This window comes from Paenibacillus sp. XP01 (assembly GCF_057364885.1).
The window spans coordinates 5915561-5931776 of the sequence record NZ_CP139481.1 but is presented as its reverse complement, the minus strand read 5'-3'; the positions used below and the strand labels follow the sequence as shown (position 1 = coordinate 5931776).

Annotated in this window: 18 protein-coding genes; 13 read left to right on the top strand and 5 right to left on the bottom strand. The window is 53.7% G+C overall.

Annotated features, from left to right (window positions below):
- Nucleotides 1–3: 3 nt before the first annotated feature.
- The 5 genes from SNR34_RS26795 to SNR34_RS26775 all read left to right on the top strand — a co-directional run bounded on the left by SNR34_RS26795 (nucleotide 4) and on the right by SNR34_RS26775 (nucleotide 4479).
- Entirely contained in the window at nucleotides 4–1680 is a 1677-nt protein-coding gene (locus SNR34_RS26795) for a response regulator (RefSeq protein ID WP_236420592.1), read from the top strand.
- An 85-nt stretch (nucleotides 1681–1765) separates the two neighbouring features.
- Complete coding sequence (locus SNR34_RS26790; protein WP_236420546.1) at nucleotides 1766–2101, top strand: STAS domain-containing protein; 336 nt, start codon at nucleotides 1766–1768, stop codon at nucleotides 2099–2101.
- An 18-nt stretch (nucleotides 2102–2119) separates the two neighbouring features.
- Nucleotides 2120–2572, top strand: coding sequence for an anti-sigma B factor RsbW (gene rsbW, locus SNR34_RS26785; protein ID WP_236420547.1), 453 nt, complete (start codon nucleotides 2120–2122; stop codon nucleotides 2570–2572).
- On the top strand, nucleotides 2569–3339 hold the full coding sequence (locus SNR34_RS26780; RefSeq protein WP_236420548.1) for a sigma-70 family RNA polymerase sigma factor: 771 nt from the start codon (nucleotides 2569–2571) through the stop codon (nucleotides 3337–3339). The genes rsbW and SNR34_RS26780 overlap by 4 nt, the downstream gene beginning before the upstream one ends.
- Nucleotides 3340–3468: 129 nt before the next feature.
- Nucleotides 3469–4479, top strand: a complete 1011-nt coding sequence (locus SNR34_RS26775; protein ID WP_486180573.1) for a magnesium transporter CorA family protein — start codon at nucleotides 3469–3471, stop codon at nucleotides 4477–4479.
- A 26-nt stretch (nucleotides 4480–4505) separates the two neighbouring features.
- Here the strand turns inward: SNR34_RS26775 and SNR34_RS26770 are convergent, their stop codons facing one another.
- The 3 genes from SNR34_RS26770 to SNR34_RS26760 form a co-directional block, all read right to left on the bottom strand.
- Complete coding sequence (locus SNR34_RS26770; protein WP_236420550.1) at nucleotides 4506–4877, bottom strand: DUF5665 domain-containing protein; 372 nt, start codon at nucleotides 4875–4877, stop codon at nucleotides 4506–4508.
- A gap of 103 nt (nucleotides 4878–4980) precedes the next feature.
- Complete coding sequence (locus SNR34_RS26765) at nucleotides 4981–5388, bottom strand: YtxH domain-containing protein (protein ID WP_236420551.1); 408 nt, start codon at nucleotides 5386–5388, stop codon at nucleotides 4981–4983.
- A 179-nt stretch (nucleotides 5389–5567) separates the two neighbouring features.
- Nucleotides 5568–6251, bottom strand: a complete 684-nt coding sequence (locus SNR34_RS26760) for a phosphatase PAP2 family protein (protein WP_236420552.1) — start codon at nucleotides 6249–6251, stop codon at nucleotides 5568–5570.
- Between the two features lie 168 nt (nucleotides 6252–6419).
- Between SNR34_RS26760 and SNR34_RS26755 the strand changes: the two genes are divergently transcribed.
- Nucleotides 6420–7430, top strand: coding sequence for an asparaginase (locus SNR34_RS26755; RefSeq protein WP_486180572.1), 1011 nt, complete (start codon nucleotides 6420–6422; stop codon nucleotides 7428–7430).
- A 187-nt stretch (nucleotides 7431–7617) separates the two neighbouring features.
- Here the strand turns inward: SNR34_RS26755 and SNR34_RS26750 are convergent, their stop codons facing one another.
- Nucleotides 7618–7842: a DUF1128 domain-containing protein gene (locus SNR34_RS26750; RefSeq protein ID WP_236420554.1), complete on the bottom strand. Its 225-nt coding sequence runs from the start codon at nucleotides 7840–7842 to the stop codon at nucleotides 7618–7620.
- A gap of 154 nt (nucleotides 7843–7996) precedes the next feature.
- Here SNR34_RS26750 and yyaC point away from each other — a divergent pair, with 154 nt between their 5' ends.
- The 5 genes from yyaC (at nucleotide 7997) to SNR34_RS26725 (ending at nucleotide 14269) form a co-directional block, all read left to right on the top strand.
- On the top strand, nucleotides 7997–8539 hold the full coding sequence (gene yyaC / locus SNR34_RS26745) for a spore protease YyaC (RefSeq protein WP_486180571.1): 543 nt from the start codon (nucleotides 7997–7999) through the stop codon (nucleotides 8537–8539).
- A gap of 107 nt (nucleotides 8540–8646) precedes the next feature.
- The gene (locus SNR34_RS26740; RefSeq protein ID WP_236420556.1) at nucleotides 8647–9438 is read left to right on the top strand and encodes an alpha/beta fold hydrolase; all 792 of its coding nucleotides are present in this window, start codon (nucleotides 8647–8649) and stop codon (nucleotides 9436–9438) included.
- Between the two features lie 153 nt (nucleotides 9439–9591).
- On the top strand, nucleotides 9592–10281 hold the full coding sequence (locus tag SNR34_RS26735) for a DUF6483 family protein (protein WP_236420557.1): 690 nt from the start codon (nucleotides 9592–9594) through the stop codon (nucleotides 10279–10281).
- Nucleotides 10282–10491: 210 nt separating this feature from the next.
- Entirely contained in the window at nucleotides 10492–11748 is a 1257-nt protein-coding gene (locus tag SNR34_RS26730) for a class I SAM-dependent methyltransferase (RefSeq protein ID WP_486180570.1), read from the top strand.
- A gap of 166 nt (nucleotides 11749–11914) precedes the next feature.
- Nucleotides 11915–14269, top strand: a complete 2355-nt coding sequence (locus tag SNR34_RS26725) for an O-antigen ligase family protein (RefSeq protein ID WP_486180569.1) — start codon at nucleotides 11915–11917, stop codon at nucleotides 14267–14269.
- Nucleotides 14270–14520: 251 nt separating this feature from the next.
- On the opposite strand, the gene SNR34_RS26720 is transcribed toward SNR34_RS26725, so the two are convergent.
- Nucleotides 14521–14868 carry a dehydrogenase gene (locus tag SNR34_RS26720; protein ID WP_339274643.1) on the bottom strand — a complete coding sequence of 116 codons (348 nt, stop codon included), beginning with the start codon at nucleotides 14866–14868 and terminating at the stop codon, nucleotides 14521–14523.
- Nucleotides 14869–15029: 161 nt separating this feature from the next.
- On the opposite strand from SNR34_RS26720, the gene uptA reads away from it, so the two are divergent.
- Both uptA and SNR34_RS26710 read left to right on the top strand, forming a co-directional pair.
- Nucleotides 15030–15644: an undecaprenyl phosphate transporter UptA gene (uptA, locus tag SNR34_RS26715; protein WP_236420561.1), complete on the top strand. Its 615-nt coding sequence runs from the start codon at nucleotides 15030–15032 to the stop codon at nucleotides 15642–15644.
- A 1-nt stretch (nucleotide 15645) separates the two neighbouring features.
- Entirely contained in the window at nucleotides 15646–16215 is a 570-nt protein-coding gene (locus tag SNR34_RS26710; protein WP_236420562.1) for a thioredoxin family protein, read from the top strand.
- Nucleotide 16216 lies beyond the last annotated feature (1 nt).

The following is a 16216-nucleotide window of genomic DNA, read 5'->3' as shown; positions in this document are numbered from 1 at the left end:
ACGATGGGGCTCAAAGAACCAATCCATATCTTATTGGTAGATGACCGCCCCGAGAATTTGCTCGCGCTGGAGGCGGTTCTGGAGTCGGAGCGGTATAGCCTGGTTAAGGCAACTTCCGGAGAAGAAGCCCTTCGCTGCTTGCTAAAGGACGAATTCGCGGTCATCGTGCTCGATGTGCAGATGCCTGGGATGGACGGGATCGAGACGGCCCGGCTGATTAAAGCCAGGGATAAATCCAAGGATGTGCCGATTATTTTCATTTCCGCCAACAGCAGGGAAGCCGAGCATCTGTTTGCAGGGTACTCTGCCGGAGCGATCGATTACATGGTGAAGCCGTTCATCCCGCAAATTTTGAAGTCCAAAATTGACGGATTCGTAGAAATGTTCATTTCGAACAAAAGGTTGAAAACACAGACGATGCTGCTGCACCAGAAAACGATGGAACTCGAACAAATGAACCAAGAGCTGGTTCGCGCCAAAGAGGAGGCTGAAATCGCCGCGAAAGCCAAAACGGAATTCCTCGCGATGATGAGCCATGAAATTCGCACCCCCATGAACGGAGTCATTGGCATGGTGGACCTGTTGATGGAAACCGAGTTGAAGGAAGATCAGAAGGAATATGCGGGGATTATACGGCGCAGCGCCGACACCCTCGTCACCGTCATCAATGACATTCTTGATTTTACGAAAATGGATTCCGGCAAAATGGAGCTGGAGGAGCACCCGTTCGAGCTGCTTTCCTGCGTGCGCGAAGTGTTTGAATTTTTCACTGCGGAAGCCGGCAAAAAAAATCTGGAGCTGGATTACTTCATAGACGACGCCGTACCCAAACTGATTCAAGGCGATATGGCCCGGCTTCGCCAGGTGTTGATGAATCTCATCGCCAATGCGGTCAAATTCACCGATCAAGGCGGCATTTACCTCATCGTGTCAGTCAATGAAGAGTCAGACCAAGGGATTACGCTGGAGTTTGCGGTGAAGGATACCGGAATCGGCATAGCACCGAATAAGGCCGAGCTGCTCTTCCAACCTTTTTCGCAGCTGGATACATCTATGACGCGCAAATATGGGGGGACGGGACTTGGCCTTGCCATTTGCAAAACGCTGGTAGAAATGATGGGCGGCAGCATCCGCTATCTGGACACGGCCGAGAAACGGGGAGCTACGTTCGTATTCACGATTAGCGCGCGTCGTTATGAAGAAGACGAATCGTTCGTGGCAGGCGGCGAAGACCGGATGGAAGATGTACGAAAGGATGAGATGCATCCCGCTGTGCTCATCGTCGACGACCATCCGATCAATTTGAAGTTGATGTCCGTTATGCTCAGTAAAATAGGCCTGCGATCCGAAGTGGCCGAGAATGGGCAAAAGGCGCTGGACATGATTCAGGCTTCTCCCCGATACGACTACGTATTCATGGATCTACAGATGCCTGTTATGGACGGGCTGGAATGCACCCGAAGGATCCGGGAAACGGTGCCACGGGATAAACAGCCGATCATCATTGCCATGACGGCCAACGTGATGGAAGGAGTTCAGCAGCGCTGTTTCAATGCCGGCATGGACGATTATATCAGCAAGCCTGTCAAACTGGGGAGCGTGAGAACGAAGCTGTCCCGATTTCAGGAACAACGTTTGAAGATCGAAACAGCCGCATCGGCGATGAACCAAGCGAATTGAATTGTTTTCCATTGGACAGGTTGTTTCATCCGGCCGCAATTCGGTTATTAGGTAAGGAAACCATTAATCAGGAGAGAGATGTCTAATGAATACAAATAAAAACGAGAAATTTAATGCAAGAACCGAGATACAGGATGGCGTATGCACCGTTTATTTGACGGGTGAACTGGATTTGTCGGTTGCTCCTGAATTTCGCCTGGTGATGGAACCGCTGGTCGTGAACCAGGATCAGGACTTGATCATCAACATGAAAGATTTGAACTACATCGACAGTACGGGGATCGGTATCCTGTTATCGGTATTGAAGGCACGGCACGGCAAAGGTTGTTTCGAGGTACGGGACGTTCCGACGCAGATTCAGAAGCTGTTCGATATGACGGGCATTGCCAAGTTCTTTGTTTCCCAGAAGAATCTCCAATAGGAAAGGATCGAAAAAGGAATGAATGCAGAAGTTCAGAGAATTACTTTAAATTTGCCTGCGACGGCTGAGTATGTTGATATTGTAAGGTTGAATCTTTATGGCGTGGCGTCCAAAATGGGTTTCTCTTACGAGGATATTGAAGATATGAAGGTAGCCGTATCCGAGGCGTGCAACAATTCCGTATTGTATGCCTACGCGCATGAGGGCGGCATGGTCGAAGTTGTGTTTGAAGTGGATCAGGAAAAGCTGGCCATCACGGTCAAAGACGAAGGAGAAAGCTTTACTCACGTAAACCCGGCTGTTTCGCGCGCAGGCCTTCACAACACGCATCTGGAGGATGCTCAGGTAGGGGGCCTCGGCTTTTATTTGATGCAGGCCCTAATGGATGACGTAAGCGTGGAAAGCGAAGCGGGGAAAGGCACCAAGGTCATCCTTGTCAAACGCCTTGCAAGAAGTGAGGAGAAAGTATGAGCGAAAAAGTGACTCCTCCAGAGTCCATGTCTGAATCCGTCGGTTTGATCTGGGAATATCAGCAGACCAAGGATAACGAGATCGCAACCGTCCTTGTCCGCAAATACGAACCGATGGTCAAAATGGCGGCCGGAAAAATCGCGCGAAACCGCCCTGATCTGTATGAGGATCTGTATCAGACGGGACAAATGGCTTTAATTCGGTTGCTGCAGCAATACGATATCAATTTGGGCGTGCCTTTCGAACCGTATGCCATGAAGAGCATGATCGGGCACATGAAAAACTATTTGCGGGACAAGTCGTGGTACATCCAGGTTCCAAGGCGGATTAAGGAGAAAGGTGCCTTGGTCCAACATGCGATCGATGAGTTGACCGTCAAGATGGAGCGATCGCCAAGCGTGGAGGAAATTGCGGAGTATCTCGATTTGTCTCCCGAGGAAACCATCGAAGTGTTGGCAGGCCGGGAATGTTACCACTATGTATCTCTCGATTCCCCGTTGTCCCAAGACGAGAGCGCGGCAACGTTGGGCGAACTGATCAGCACGGATGCCAATGACTTCGATTCCGTGGAGAAACGCATGGACCTGCAGCAGGCACTGGGACAACTGAAAGAGCAGGAGCAGAAAGTATTGATATTGGCATTCCAGGATGGACAGTCGCAGCGGGCCATTGCGCAGAAGCTGGGTGTATCCCAGATGAGCGTCTCTCGGATCCAGAAGAGGGCGACCGAAAAATTAAAACAAATCATGTCCAACACACCGCTGTGACCAGAGCGTTTGCACAGTTGGCGAGATGGAGGCTATAAAAAAGGACACGTCATTCCGCATCATGGAAGCGTGTCCTTTTTGGAGCTGCAAACCGATGAACGAACAGGAATGCGATACGGGAGTGATTGTATGAGCAAAGAGAAGGCAAAGCCGGAATTCAGGCGGGACAGGCAATTTTTTTTGAACAACTGGGAGTGGTGGGATTGGGTTGCTACAGACGAGGACGGCTTGCGGGATGCATTGGACGATCTCATTGAAATATATCCCGAGATGCAGCACTGGCTGCGCAAAATTCCCGAAGTAAAATCCAACTATTTGTCCGTCCGTTTCATGAATGGAACAGTACCGGTCATTTTCGGATCGTTGTTGTATGCGGTCAAGAATGAGAGAGCCAGCGAGCGTCAGGAGTACCAAATGTATTTTTATATGGATCGGGGCAGGCTGTTTACGCTCAATTTGGACGATAACACCAGGGGAATCATGTGCACCGGCGAACGTGCAGCGATGCTGCAGCAAGCCAAGGATGCACGGGAAGGCATGTTCATTTTGTTCAGGGCGATCCTGCATTATTACCATGTCGGGATGGATCAATTCGAAATGAACCTGCGCGGGTTGGAACGCAAAATGGAATCGCGCAACAACCGAACTTTAATGGACCAGATCCTTGCTGCCCGTTTTGAGCTGCTATATTGGAGCAACCATTTTATCCCTTTTGCGGAGTTGATCGCTGCATCCAGGGAGGCCTTTCTGGAGGAACTGGAAGAGAGTCGATTCTTTCGCCAATTGGCATACCGGGTCGAACGAATGGATGGCCTGTTCAAGCATTACGAAAAGGAGATAGACACCTTGATTTCCATCGACAATGCGGCTTCAGGCATACGCGGAAATGAAATTATGAAAACGCTGACGATCGTGACTTCGGTTTGCACGCCGGCAACCGTAGCGGGAGCTGTGTGGGGCATGAACTTTGAAAATTTGCCTTTCATCGATAAAACTTGGGGAGTCGTTCTGATCATTGCGCTCATTTTGGCCAGCATGGCAGGGATGTACGGATGGATGATGATGAGAGGATGGACGGGAGATTTGCTGAAAGGGGAATCCTCCCGGCCCACGGCGGAGGATACCGATAAACGCCGTTAAGGTCGGGAGGAGCAGGAGGTTTGCAATTACTTTTTGTAATCGTCGATGTAACTGAGAAGATCGGCAATGTATTGCCCGATAATCGGCATGTTCACAAACTGGCTCAGGATCAAGCCAAGCAGACCCAGAAACACAAACGTGCCGAGCGTAAGCCCGAGCCCCCGGGATAAACCGGCGGTAAAATTGGTGATGATGCGTTTTTTCGGATTGGAGTAGTTTTCAATGATATCTTTGATCTGGGACTTTTCGAGACTGTCCGCAATTTGGTCCAACCGTGTGTTCAGCTTCTTGACTTCATGTCTCAGCTCAAAGGGGTGATCTGCCGTGTCATACAGCCGTGGCGCGTTGCCTGGCTCCTGATGGCGAGGAGCCTTTCCGTTAATCGTAACTTTGTTCATCGCTAATCCTCCTCATCCTACAACGAATCGTTTCTTCGCATTCCGCAACGGAAATAAGCCAGCTGGAGTCCAGCTGGCTGAGGTAGCTTTCGTTCCAGGATTATTACATGCTGGTCGAATTAAGCTCCTTGCGCGTATCTTCCTTCGCATCCTCCGCAGCGGCTGCCACCTGGCTGGTAGCTTTGGTTGCTTCCTCGGCAACGTCTGCAGAAGCCTTGCGAACGGAGTCCATGACCTCGTCGCGTCCTTGGCTGACCGTTTTGGCCAAGTCCGACGTTTTGGAAGAAACGGTTTTGGCCAGCTCGGTTGCCTTGTCGCTGACAACCGCGGCAACTTCCTTCGTACGGTCGGTCACGATACCGACTTTTTCACTGAGTTCGCCGCGCAGCTCGCGTCCTGGTTTTGGCGCGAACAGGAGCGCAGCCGCCGCGCCCAACAGGCCCCCGATGAACAAACCTTTGGCAAAGGTCGAACCGCTCTGTACAGGATATTGTTCTTCAGCTTTATTCATGTCAATCACTCCTTCTTCGAAATTGAACGATAACGTTAAAGGGACGAACCAATCTTGTCTGACATTGCAACGAATCGTCTATCAACGTTGGCTTACTCGTATATAAACACGGGGAAGGCGGGATGAAACAGCCGGAGGGAGTCTCCTTTACCTGAAATAGGCTTCCTCCGCGAAATGGATTAGGACAGTGACCGCTTGATCCCTTGCGTCATGCACAACATCCATGCCAGTCCGGCAGCATAACCGGCCATGATGTCTGTCGGAAAATGAACACCCAGCATAATCCGGCTACATCCAAGCAATGCAATGAAGGTCGTTCCGCAGGCGATGGGCAGGAGGATGCTTTTGGACTGCCTCTGGCGTTCAATGGCCCAGATGATGAACAGCATGCCGTAAAATCCCATGGCGATCATGGCATGTCCGCTCGGAAAGCTGAATCCGGTTACGGTCGACAGATGTTCAAGCTCCGGCCTGTCTTTCCGAAATATGGACTTGAGCCCCGTATTTAAAATCCACATCATCGCAAAGCTGCCTAACACCGCATATCCATAAATGAGGAACCGGGCTGTGCGTTTTCCAAAGAACAGCAGAAATAACACGATTGCGATCACGGTCGTGATCTTGAATGAACCAAGGGAACTGATCAACGAAATCGTTGGAAGCAGCCGCAGGCGGGATTCCGAATGCAAGTACAAAAGCTGCTGGATGCGATTGTCCCAGCTCATAATGGTTTCGGTTCCCAACAAGGCTCCGATCGCGGCGATCAAGATGACGGACAGCGAGCTGGCAGCAATGGCGTAAACGCCCCATAGAAGCAGCGGAAACGAAGAGCCTGACGGAAATGCATACATTTTGCGGAGCATGGTGACGCCTCCTTTGATGTCGAATGGAGAAATGTTACCCGGCACCGGGGTGCGGTATCGCAAAAAAACTGTAAAAACGGCGCATTTGTACTATACTATCTAAAGATATCCCATGCGGCGTTTAGACGCAAAGCAGAGATGAAACGAAAGCATAAAGGAGAGACTCGCATGGAGAGTGCTTTGTTGATTAAAGAATATCGGGCCGGCGTCATGGAATGCGCCCATTATGGACACATAAGCATCACGGATGAGAATGGCCGGGTCGTTTACTCGGCGGGCGATCCTCATTTCAGAGCATTTACCCGTTCGTCGGCGAAGCCGTTTCAGGCGATTCCGGGAATCCGGGCGGGAATGGCCGAACACTATGGGCTGACTGCCCGCGAGATCGCCATCATGGCATCTTCCCATCGCTCAGAGCCTGAACACATCCAGGTGTTGGGGCAATTGTCGCACAAAATCGGTCTGGGCGAGGAATGCCTGATTTGCGCCCCAAGCTATCCATTGAATGAAGAGAGCCGGAATCAATGGTTGCGGAATCAGGGAGAAAAACGGCGGATTTTGCATAATTGCTCAGGCAAGCATTTGGGAATTCTGGGGTACAGCCAGATGAAACAAGTGGATCTGGGCACCTATGCCGAGCCCGAACATCCTGTGCAGCGCGAAATTTTGCAGACGCTGTCCGAGTTGGCCGGCATTGAACAGCATGACATCAAATTGGGGACGGATGGCTGCGGCTTTCCGGTATTTTCGCTGCCGCTGTCGGCACTCGGCCAAGCATACTTGAAGCTGGCCTGTCCCGACCTGATCAAGGATGAAGCGACCCGGCGCGCCGTGGAAACCATCACGTCGGCCATGCACCAGCATCCATTGATGGTGGGTGGAACCGATCGCGTGGATTCGGTACTGCTGGAAGACGAGAACATCGTAGCCAAGGGCGGATTCAAAGGCGTATTTGGCTTTGCGCTTAAGAAGGAGAGACTGGGCATCACGTTTAAGGTGCTGGACGGCTCCGAGGAAGAATGGGCATGGATTGTCCAGTCCATCCTGCGGCAAATCGGCTATGCCAACACAAAGCTGCTCGACCGTCTGTCAGAAGCATACCCATTAGACATCCGCAATGACGCCGGGACTATCGTTGGCAGAGCGGAAGCCGAGTTTGTGCTGACTGGCCTGAAATAAGGCAAGAATCGAAAGCTGGCTTGGCGGGGAGGGTTGAAACACCGGACGAACGTTCAAATTTTTGCTGATCGCAGCAGCATGCTCCTGCTTTTGAGCACCCCGCTGCATGCCAAGAGGACCTGTTTGCCCATAAAAGGGGCGAACAGGTCCTCATTTTGTGATCGTGTGAGAAAATGGTGCGGTACGATCAGGCTTTGCGGAGTTTTCCGAGCTCGGACGCAACGGCCTCCACTTCGGAGATGCTCAAATGCTCCTTGCCCATGACCATTTCGTACAGGTCAAACAAATCTTCATACTTGTCCAGCGGGAAGGCAGAGGCCTGCATGGCAGCTCCGCTGGCCATCCGCAGTTTGTTTTTGATCGCTTCAATCATATATTCGATATTTTCCGCACTCGCTTGCGTCAGATCCATCGTTATTGTTCATCCCTTCCGTATCGAAAGCTCTTGTCATTGTATCATGACGTGCTGACGGAGGCCAATGCTTTTGCGGCGAATCCGGGCTTCGGTTACAATGGATGGCAGAACAAACATCGCGGAACATGCATGTGCAAAGGAGAGAAGCGTAGTGCCTACGTATAAAAGGGAATGGATTCGCGGACAGGGCCGGAATCCCCGCAAGGGAGTGCCCGGGAACGAGCTGTTCTTCTTTTTCAGCGATATTTATAAGCAGCATCCACCGGATGAGGTCACTTTTGCGTGCATCGGAACCGATCGTTCCACAGGGGATGCTCTCGGGCCGTTGACCGGAACCTATCTCGTCGAACGCGGGATGGCTCATGTCGTGGGAACGTTGGCATCTCCTTGTGATGCCGATACGCTGGAAAAAAGACTGGCTCTGATTCCGGCCAATCATGCCATCGTTGCGATTGACGCCTGCTTGGGACCAAGAGAGGCGATAAACACCTATTTTCTTTCGGATCAACCGCTGCTTCCGGCCGAGTCGGTTGGCGGAAAGCTGCCACCGGTTGGGCAATACAGCATTGCGGCCGTCGTCAATGCGAATGGTCCCAGGCCCTATTCAATTCTGCAGATGACTTCGCTTCACCTGGTCATGGGCATGGCCCAAACGATTGCCAAAGCGGCAGCCGATGCTGCGAGACGGCGTTAGCTGTTTCATCCGTTCCTTCAGGGGCTTAATGATTAACAGCTTGAATACATGGAAATGGGTTATAATGGATGTCATAAACGATACGCGCAGAAGGAGAGGAACGAACATTGGAACAAGTGATATGTCATGGGACAAAGATAAGTTATGCCGATCAGGGAGAAGGCGAGGCTCTTATTTTGCTGCACGGCTTCTGCGGCAGCTCATCCTATTGGGAAGAAGTGGTGCCCGAGCTGGCACGCCAATATCGTTGTATTGTACCCGATCTTCGTGGACATGGCGCAACCGATGCTCCCGAAGGGCCCTATACGATTGAACAAATGGGTAACGATGTACTTGGCCTGATGGACGAGCTGCATATTGAGAAAGCGGTCCTGCTGGGCCATTCCATGGGCGGTTATGTCACCTTGGCCATTGCCGAGCAGCATCCGGAGAGGCTGCAAGCCTTCGGGCTGGTTCATTCCACCGCATATCCGGACGGGGAAGAGGCCAAAGAGAAGCGGCTGCGCGCCGTCTCGACGATTCGGAACGACGGGATTGTAAGCTTCGTGGACGGGCTTGTTCCCGGGCTCTTTGCGCCAGAGCACGTCAAGTCGTTTGCGGAAAAAGTTCAGCGCGTTAAAGAAATCGGTTATCGAACCCCTCCCCAAGGCGCAGCCGGAGCCGCGATGGCGATGAGGGAGCGTCCGGACCGAAGGGATGTGCTGTCGGCTGCGTCGCTTCCGGTATTGCTGGTCGCCGGCGAGAAGGATGCCGTCGTTCCGCCCGAGCGGATGTTTACGAGCGATAAGCCGAATATCGTTCAGCACGTCATTGCCGAAGCCGGGCACATGAGCATGTACGAAGCCCCCGAATCATTGATTCAGGTCATTAAACAATTTATGTCAGGGCTTTCCCGATAAAATAGCAACTATTTGCTTGACTTAGCCCCCGCAGCCCCTTGAAGGGTTTGCGGGGGCTTTGGCTTTTTGGCAAATCATGAATTACAATAATGACCAAGGACCGATCCTGTCGGGTTCGGATTATGAACAAGGGATGGACGAGGGGGCTGCGCGATGTTCAGGAAAGACTATCTGCTCCGTATGATGGAGGAAATGACCGAGGCAATCGGCAAAGCATTTACGCTTAGACAACAGCGCAAACATACGGAGGCATTGACCGAACTGGATGAATTGCTGCGGAGGCAGTTTGGCATGAACTCTTCGCTGCTGAATTCCCTTCCGGTGGATGACGTGATCGAAATGTTCCGCTTTCGCGGTGTCATAGAAGTCGATAATTTGCAACAAGCGGCACGGCTGATCGAAGAAGAAGCCCATATTTTCGGGGAAAAGGCCAAAGTGGAGGGCATCGATGATCAGGAGCGGCGGGATGCGGAGGATGAACAATGGATCCGTTTCATGAAAGTTCTCCATTTTTATCTGTATGCCTTGAATCATGGTGCGGACAAAAAGCTGCTGGACGCACCTGAACGGGTTGAGGCCATTCTGGAGCAAACGAAGGAATATGCACTTCCGCCAAAGACGGAAAAACAGCTGGCATTATATCGGGAACATCAGGGAAAGTTTGATCTGGCCGAGAACAGCTGGTATCGCATTCTTCGTTCCCAGGAACAACTGCCGCAGGATTATCGCGGCGACGTGATCGCATTTTATGAGCGCTTGATTCAGCTTGAGGATGAACAATTGGCGAACGGAGGTTTGCCGCGGGACGAAGTGGAAGAGGGACTCGCCGAGCTGCACAAGTAAGGAAGGTTATGCGGGAGAAATGAACGACTGCCCAAGTTGGATCAAGCGAGCTTGAAACGGGCCGACCCGAGCTATACAACCGTTCATGGCGCCCTGAGCATCCTTGATGAAACGGAATGCTTTGCCATGGCGGGCTGTTAGCGGTCTTCACTTGGAGAGGAAACGGAATTATGGTATGGTAACGGTTGACCAAACCAAACCGAAAGTGAGATGTACCCCGTGGATTCGTTGCGAAATCTAATACATGACATCTTTGAGCAGAATTCGCTGATCACGGCGACCTGGAGCCAGCTGCGCAGACGAGACAACGTGTCGTTTACCAAAGTGCAGGTCAAGCCGGTGTCGATTAAAAATCAGCTGCATTATCAATTCGCATTTCATCATAGCAATAAAGTGCTGCATGAAAATTTGACGCCGGACGAGGCGGAGGAACGCATGATTCAACTGTGCGAGGAGACGTTCCGCCAAGGGATGCTCTGCACGGTGGAGGCGGACTATCAGATTTTGATCAGCAAAAAATATAAGGTATCCATTTTGACCAAATCCCCGTCCAAAACAGCGGCGAACCTGTCGCATAACCGAAAGAAACAGTATGTGCTGGAGGAAGGCATTCCCGTTTCGTTCCTGGTGGAGCTTGGCATCATGAACGAAGAAGGGCGCGTGCTGGCCCGCAAGTATGACAAGTTCCGGCAGATCAACCGTTTTCTCGAAATGGTGCAGGACGTGATCCAGCATCTGCCGGAAGGACGGCCGCTGACGATCGTCGATTTCGGCTGCGGCAAGTCGTACCTGACATTTGCGCTGTACCATTATCTGTCGATTCAGCAGCGCAGGTCGCTGCGCATCATCGGCCTCGACTTGAAAGCGGACGTAATCGAGCACTGCAATGATTTGGCCAAACGTCTGCATTACGGCGATTTGAAGTTTCTGGTGGGCGATATTGCCGACTATGACGAACTGCAGGAAGTCGATATGGTCGTCACGCTCCATGCCTGCGACACGGCTACGGATGCTGCGCTCGAAAAGGCGGTTCGCTGGGGCGCTTCAGTCATTCTGTCGGTGCCTTGCTGCCAGCATGAATTGTTTAACCAGATCGAAGCTCCCGTTATGGAGGCGCTGCTGTCGCATGGCATCCTGAAGGAACGTTTCTCGGCGCTGGCGACTGATGCCATTCGGGCCAAACTGCTCGACCTGCTTGGGTACAAAACGCAGCTGCTCGAATTCATCGATATGGAGCATACGCCGAAAAACATCCTGATTCGCGCCGTCCGCGGACAAGCCGGCCAGACGGAGGCGTTGTGGAGCGAGTATACGGCATTCCGCGATTTCATTCATGCAGACCCGTATTTGGAGCGTGCCTGCGCCGATTTGTTGCCCGGTGACGGTGGGAATAAACCGGGAAAGATTACGGAAGACGCGGAATCCGGCAAGCGCAAACCCGAGGCGGGAAGCTGCGACCACTGTTAGACCATCAAGGCATTCGGCCTATTGGAATCTCATTGGAATGAGCCGGGGCGAGGATGGAGAAGCGGTGAATCTTATCGGCCATCGTCTATCGCGGCGATGATGCGGGCATACTTGGGAAAAGGGTCCTGCGTCGCGAAAAATGGGCATCGTTTGTTGGCCATCTGGCATGTTAAAGCAGACGCGTCTTATGGACGCAGCAACATCTTATCGACATAAGGCGGGAGACCCTGTATCAGGGCTTCCGCCTTTTTGGTTTTGGAGCAGGCGTTGGATGAGGGCAGAAAAGGAGGTGACGGGGATGCGGCCGGGGGCTGGTGAGAGAAGAAGGCTCTTTATGGGACGGGATCGGGGAGTGCTGCAGCATTTTAACCTATGGTTGCTGGGAGGGATGACCTGCGCAATATTGGTGGCTGCCTGCCTGAAGCATGGATTGTTTTTTTCGGCAGATGTGAATGAGCTGTTGATCGTTGCACTTGCCGGTACGATCATTTGCATGGCTGCCACTTCGGTGAACGAAGGCATGATAAAAATGCGACGCTGCGGACAGCGGACTGGACGCAAGCTGAAATGGACTGCATTTGCTCAGCAGTGCATGGCGTGGATGCATTCTGCGGAACTGCGCACTTCTCTCTGGCCGCTGGCGTTGGCGATGCTGTTCGGGCTGCACGCATGGTTAGGCCCCGGAAACAGGCAGGGGAGCGTGGAAGAGATGTTCCGTTGGAGCCTGCTGGCAGCCTTTGCGCTGCTGGCCGCCATGTTGGCCAGACAGCCGCACGGCGCGCGCTGGTTTGCCTGCGGCTGGCAGCTGGCAGGCGGCGTGCTTGTGCTAAGCGGCCTGTTGGCCGTGTGCGGCATGCTGCCGCTGCCCGGCGGGGTCATGCGCACCGCCGACCCCGAACTAAGCTTCGCCGGCGCCCGGCTCGGCGGATTGCTGCAGTACCCGAACGCGTACGGTGCCGTCGTCGGCATGTACGCGCTTGAGCGGCTGGCAGCCGCCGCTGCGGTGCTCGCCCGGCCTGTCCGGGCCGGGCGGCTTCTCGCGGCAGCGCTGCCGCTTATGCCCGCGCTGCTCGCGCTCCTGCTGAGCGAGTCGCGCGGCGCCTGGCTGGCGACCGGCTGCGCCGCGGTCGCCGCCTGGGGGCTGCAGCGGCGCGGTGCCCGCCTGCCGCTGCTGCTGGCCGCAGCCGCGCCCTTCGCGTGCGCGGCCTGGCTGTACCGCCAGCTGGCTGCCGCGCAGCTGGCGCCTGCGCCTTTGCCCGGCCTGCTCGCGCTGGCCGGGGCGTGGACGGCAGCGCTGCTGGGCACGCTGCTGCTGCACCGCCTGCGGCATAGCGGCGCACGGGCGCGCGCTGCCGCCTTGGCGGCCACGGCGCTGGCGTGCGCATCCGCCGCCGCGCTGGCCGCAGGCTCCGTCGCCGGGCGATTCGCCGCCGGCGCGGGCACGGGCTTGTCCCGCCTGGAAATGTGGCGGGATGCCTTGAAACACTGGGCCGCGGCCCCTTGGGCCGGCCACGGCGGAGAGACGTGGCGCGACGGGTATCGCGCCATCCAGACCTCGCCGTACGTGGGCGGCGAGGTGCATAGCGGTCCCCTGGATCTTGCCCTCGACACGGGCTTGATCGGACTGCTGCTCGTGTTCGGCTGGATATGCCTTACCCTGCGCAGCGTTCGGGGCAGCGCGGCCCGTTGGGTGCCGCCCTTCATGGTCTTTATCCTGCATGGAGCCATGGACTTCGACTGGAGTTATGCGCTGCCCTGGATGCTGTTTATTTGGCTTGGGGCTTGGGCGAGTGCAGCTGAACGCAAGAGCGCAGCGCCAGATATGAGAAACAGGCAGTCTCGGAGCGTTAGCGGAAGACCAGGCCCAGGTCAGCCGTTGTTGCCGGCGGTCGCGTCCTTGCTCGCCTTGCTGCTGTGGCTTGGCGGTACGGGCATGCTTGTCGGTCGGCATATCTCGGCCGGGCAGCAGTATCGTCAAGCATGGTCTTCACTGGACCAAGACGATGCGGGGATGCGCCGGGAGGCGCTGCTCTCGGCATTGCGCCTTAACCCGTTCATGCCGGATCTTGCCCTGGAGCTGGCCAGAAGCGTTCCAGTCCGCCAGGCAGAAGATATACTGCAATACAGCCTGTCCCATGCTTCGGGCGACTGGCGGCTGCTTTACGAGTTGGGGAGATGCGCCGCTGTTTCCGGGGAGGGGGAAAGGGCAGCTTCGTTTTTCGCCCGGGCCATTGCAAACAACCGGTACGATTCCGTGCTTCGGACATCCACTTTGCGTTGGATGGATCAGGCCGCAAAGCAGGAACGTGCACTGGGTCTGGAGGATCGTTCAAGGCACAGTGCGGCCATGGGGGTTCGAATGTACGAGCATTATCTATGGCAGGTCGAGAAGGTGAAGGAAAAAGGAGGACGAAACGATCGCTCGTTCGCAGTGACACCAGTCGCGCGGATGTATGGAGAGCAGCTGCGGCAGCTGGCAGCGAATCAATATTCGACTTGGAAAATGGCAGACATGCGCTAGGTATTATCGTCGTTGCCATAAAGAGCATCAGAACGCTGGATCGAACGTTTCCAAATTAGCGAGAGTGGTGCAGTTACTTCTTCCTGAGCCCCTATGGATAGAAATTGAAAGCTTATGTAAGTGTACTCTATCAACGATGCAAGTTTTGTTTTTGACGGCAAAGACATGATCACGAAGTGCTCTCTTGACTTGCGGGAATGCGAAGCGCGGTTCGCACACCCGCAAGTTGTTTTTTTGGCTGTGTGTATCGCTTATAGGCGATATCCTCCGAATGCCTGGCGAAAGGCTTCCTGCAGCGGCGCCTCCTCCGTTTCCCATAGGGCGGCGATCTCCGGGCAGACGTTTTCATTCCACCACTCGCATAACAATTTGCGGTTATCCTTGTTTTCTCCGATCCACAGCAAATTCTCGATGACCTTTTTGTAGTAGAGTTCTTCGGCCTGCTGCATCAGATCGGGAGAGATATATGTTTTCAACCGTTTGGCGGTCCGGTACAGCTCTTTGCTGCATGCTCTGCGGATTCCTCTTGCGGAAGGCAGCTGCTTGCCGGGTGTACGATGTTTGACAGGCGGATGTCCGGGTTTCGTTCTGGCTTGCATCGCTCCACGCTCCTTTCACGATACCATATGCGGATCGTTCCTCATGGGACACAACCGGCAGCCGGCAATATGGCAAGAGGACACGACCCTGTGATAAGATAGGAACGAGTCGTTCATGGTGTCTGAGGCACCGCCATACTGAATAAAGAAAGAGGGTCGAGATGGACGTAATTCATAACATTGTCGGTCAATTATTCGACTGGATTCAAGGTCTTGGATATTTCGGAATCATGCTGGGGCTGATGCTGGAAGTCATCCCGAGCGAAATCGTTCTGGCCTACGGGGGATTCCTCGTGTCGCAGGGGCAAATCAATTTCCTGGGAGCCGTCATTTTTGGCACGGTTGGCGGCGTGGTGGCACAGCTGTTTATCTACTGGATCGGTCGTTATGGCGGTAGACCCGTACTTGAACGCTATGGCAAATACATACTGATTCAGAAAAAACACATCGACCATTCCGAGGAATGGTTCCGCAAGTACGGTACGGGCGTGATCTTTACGGCAAGGTTTGTGCCTGTCGTACGACATGCGATCTCCATTCCGGCAGGCATATCGAAAATGCCGGTCGGCAAATTTATCCTGCTCACCACGCTGGCTGTTATACCTTGGTCCGTACTGTTTATATATTTGGGAATGGTCCTTGGCGACAAATGGAAGGATATCGATGAAACGGCAGCGCCTTATGTGACTCCAATTCTGCTCGTTGCCTTGGGTCTTATGATTGTTTATTTCCTGATCAAATGGATGAATACACGCAAAAAGAAAGGAAGTGTCTAACATGGCAAAACCTAACCTGTCTCACAAGTTTGGCAAAGGCCTGTCACCTCAGGAGTTCATTGACGCAATGACCAAGAATCAAAGCGAATTCCAGGCGAATTACGACCATTTTGCATGGCCGAGCGAGGAGGACCGCGAGTTTTTTGAAAGTCTCAACCATCGGGACGATCTTCGTGTATTGATTTTGGCCGCGGATTGGTGCGGCGACGTCGTTCGCAACATTCCGGTCGTTTTCAGGGCGCTCGAAATTTCCGGCGTGCCGACCGAGGTGCTGATTATGGAAAACCATCCGGAAGTGATGGACGAATTTCTGACGATGGGCGGCCGATCCGTGCCTGTGGTCATTTTTGCCGATACCGGTGGACATGTGCTCGGACAGTGGGGTCCCCGCCCGCAGCATGTTCAAGAAGTGATGGTGGAATTCAAACGCAACAATCCGGATCGCGAAGCGGCGGATTACCAGGAGAAGATGGCCGTGGCCCGTCAGGAAATGGTCAAACGTTACGGGGAAGGATCGGAGTCGCACCCAGCCATTTTGCGTGAGCTGCGTGAACTGATTTCGGGTTTCTGAG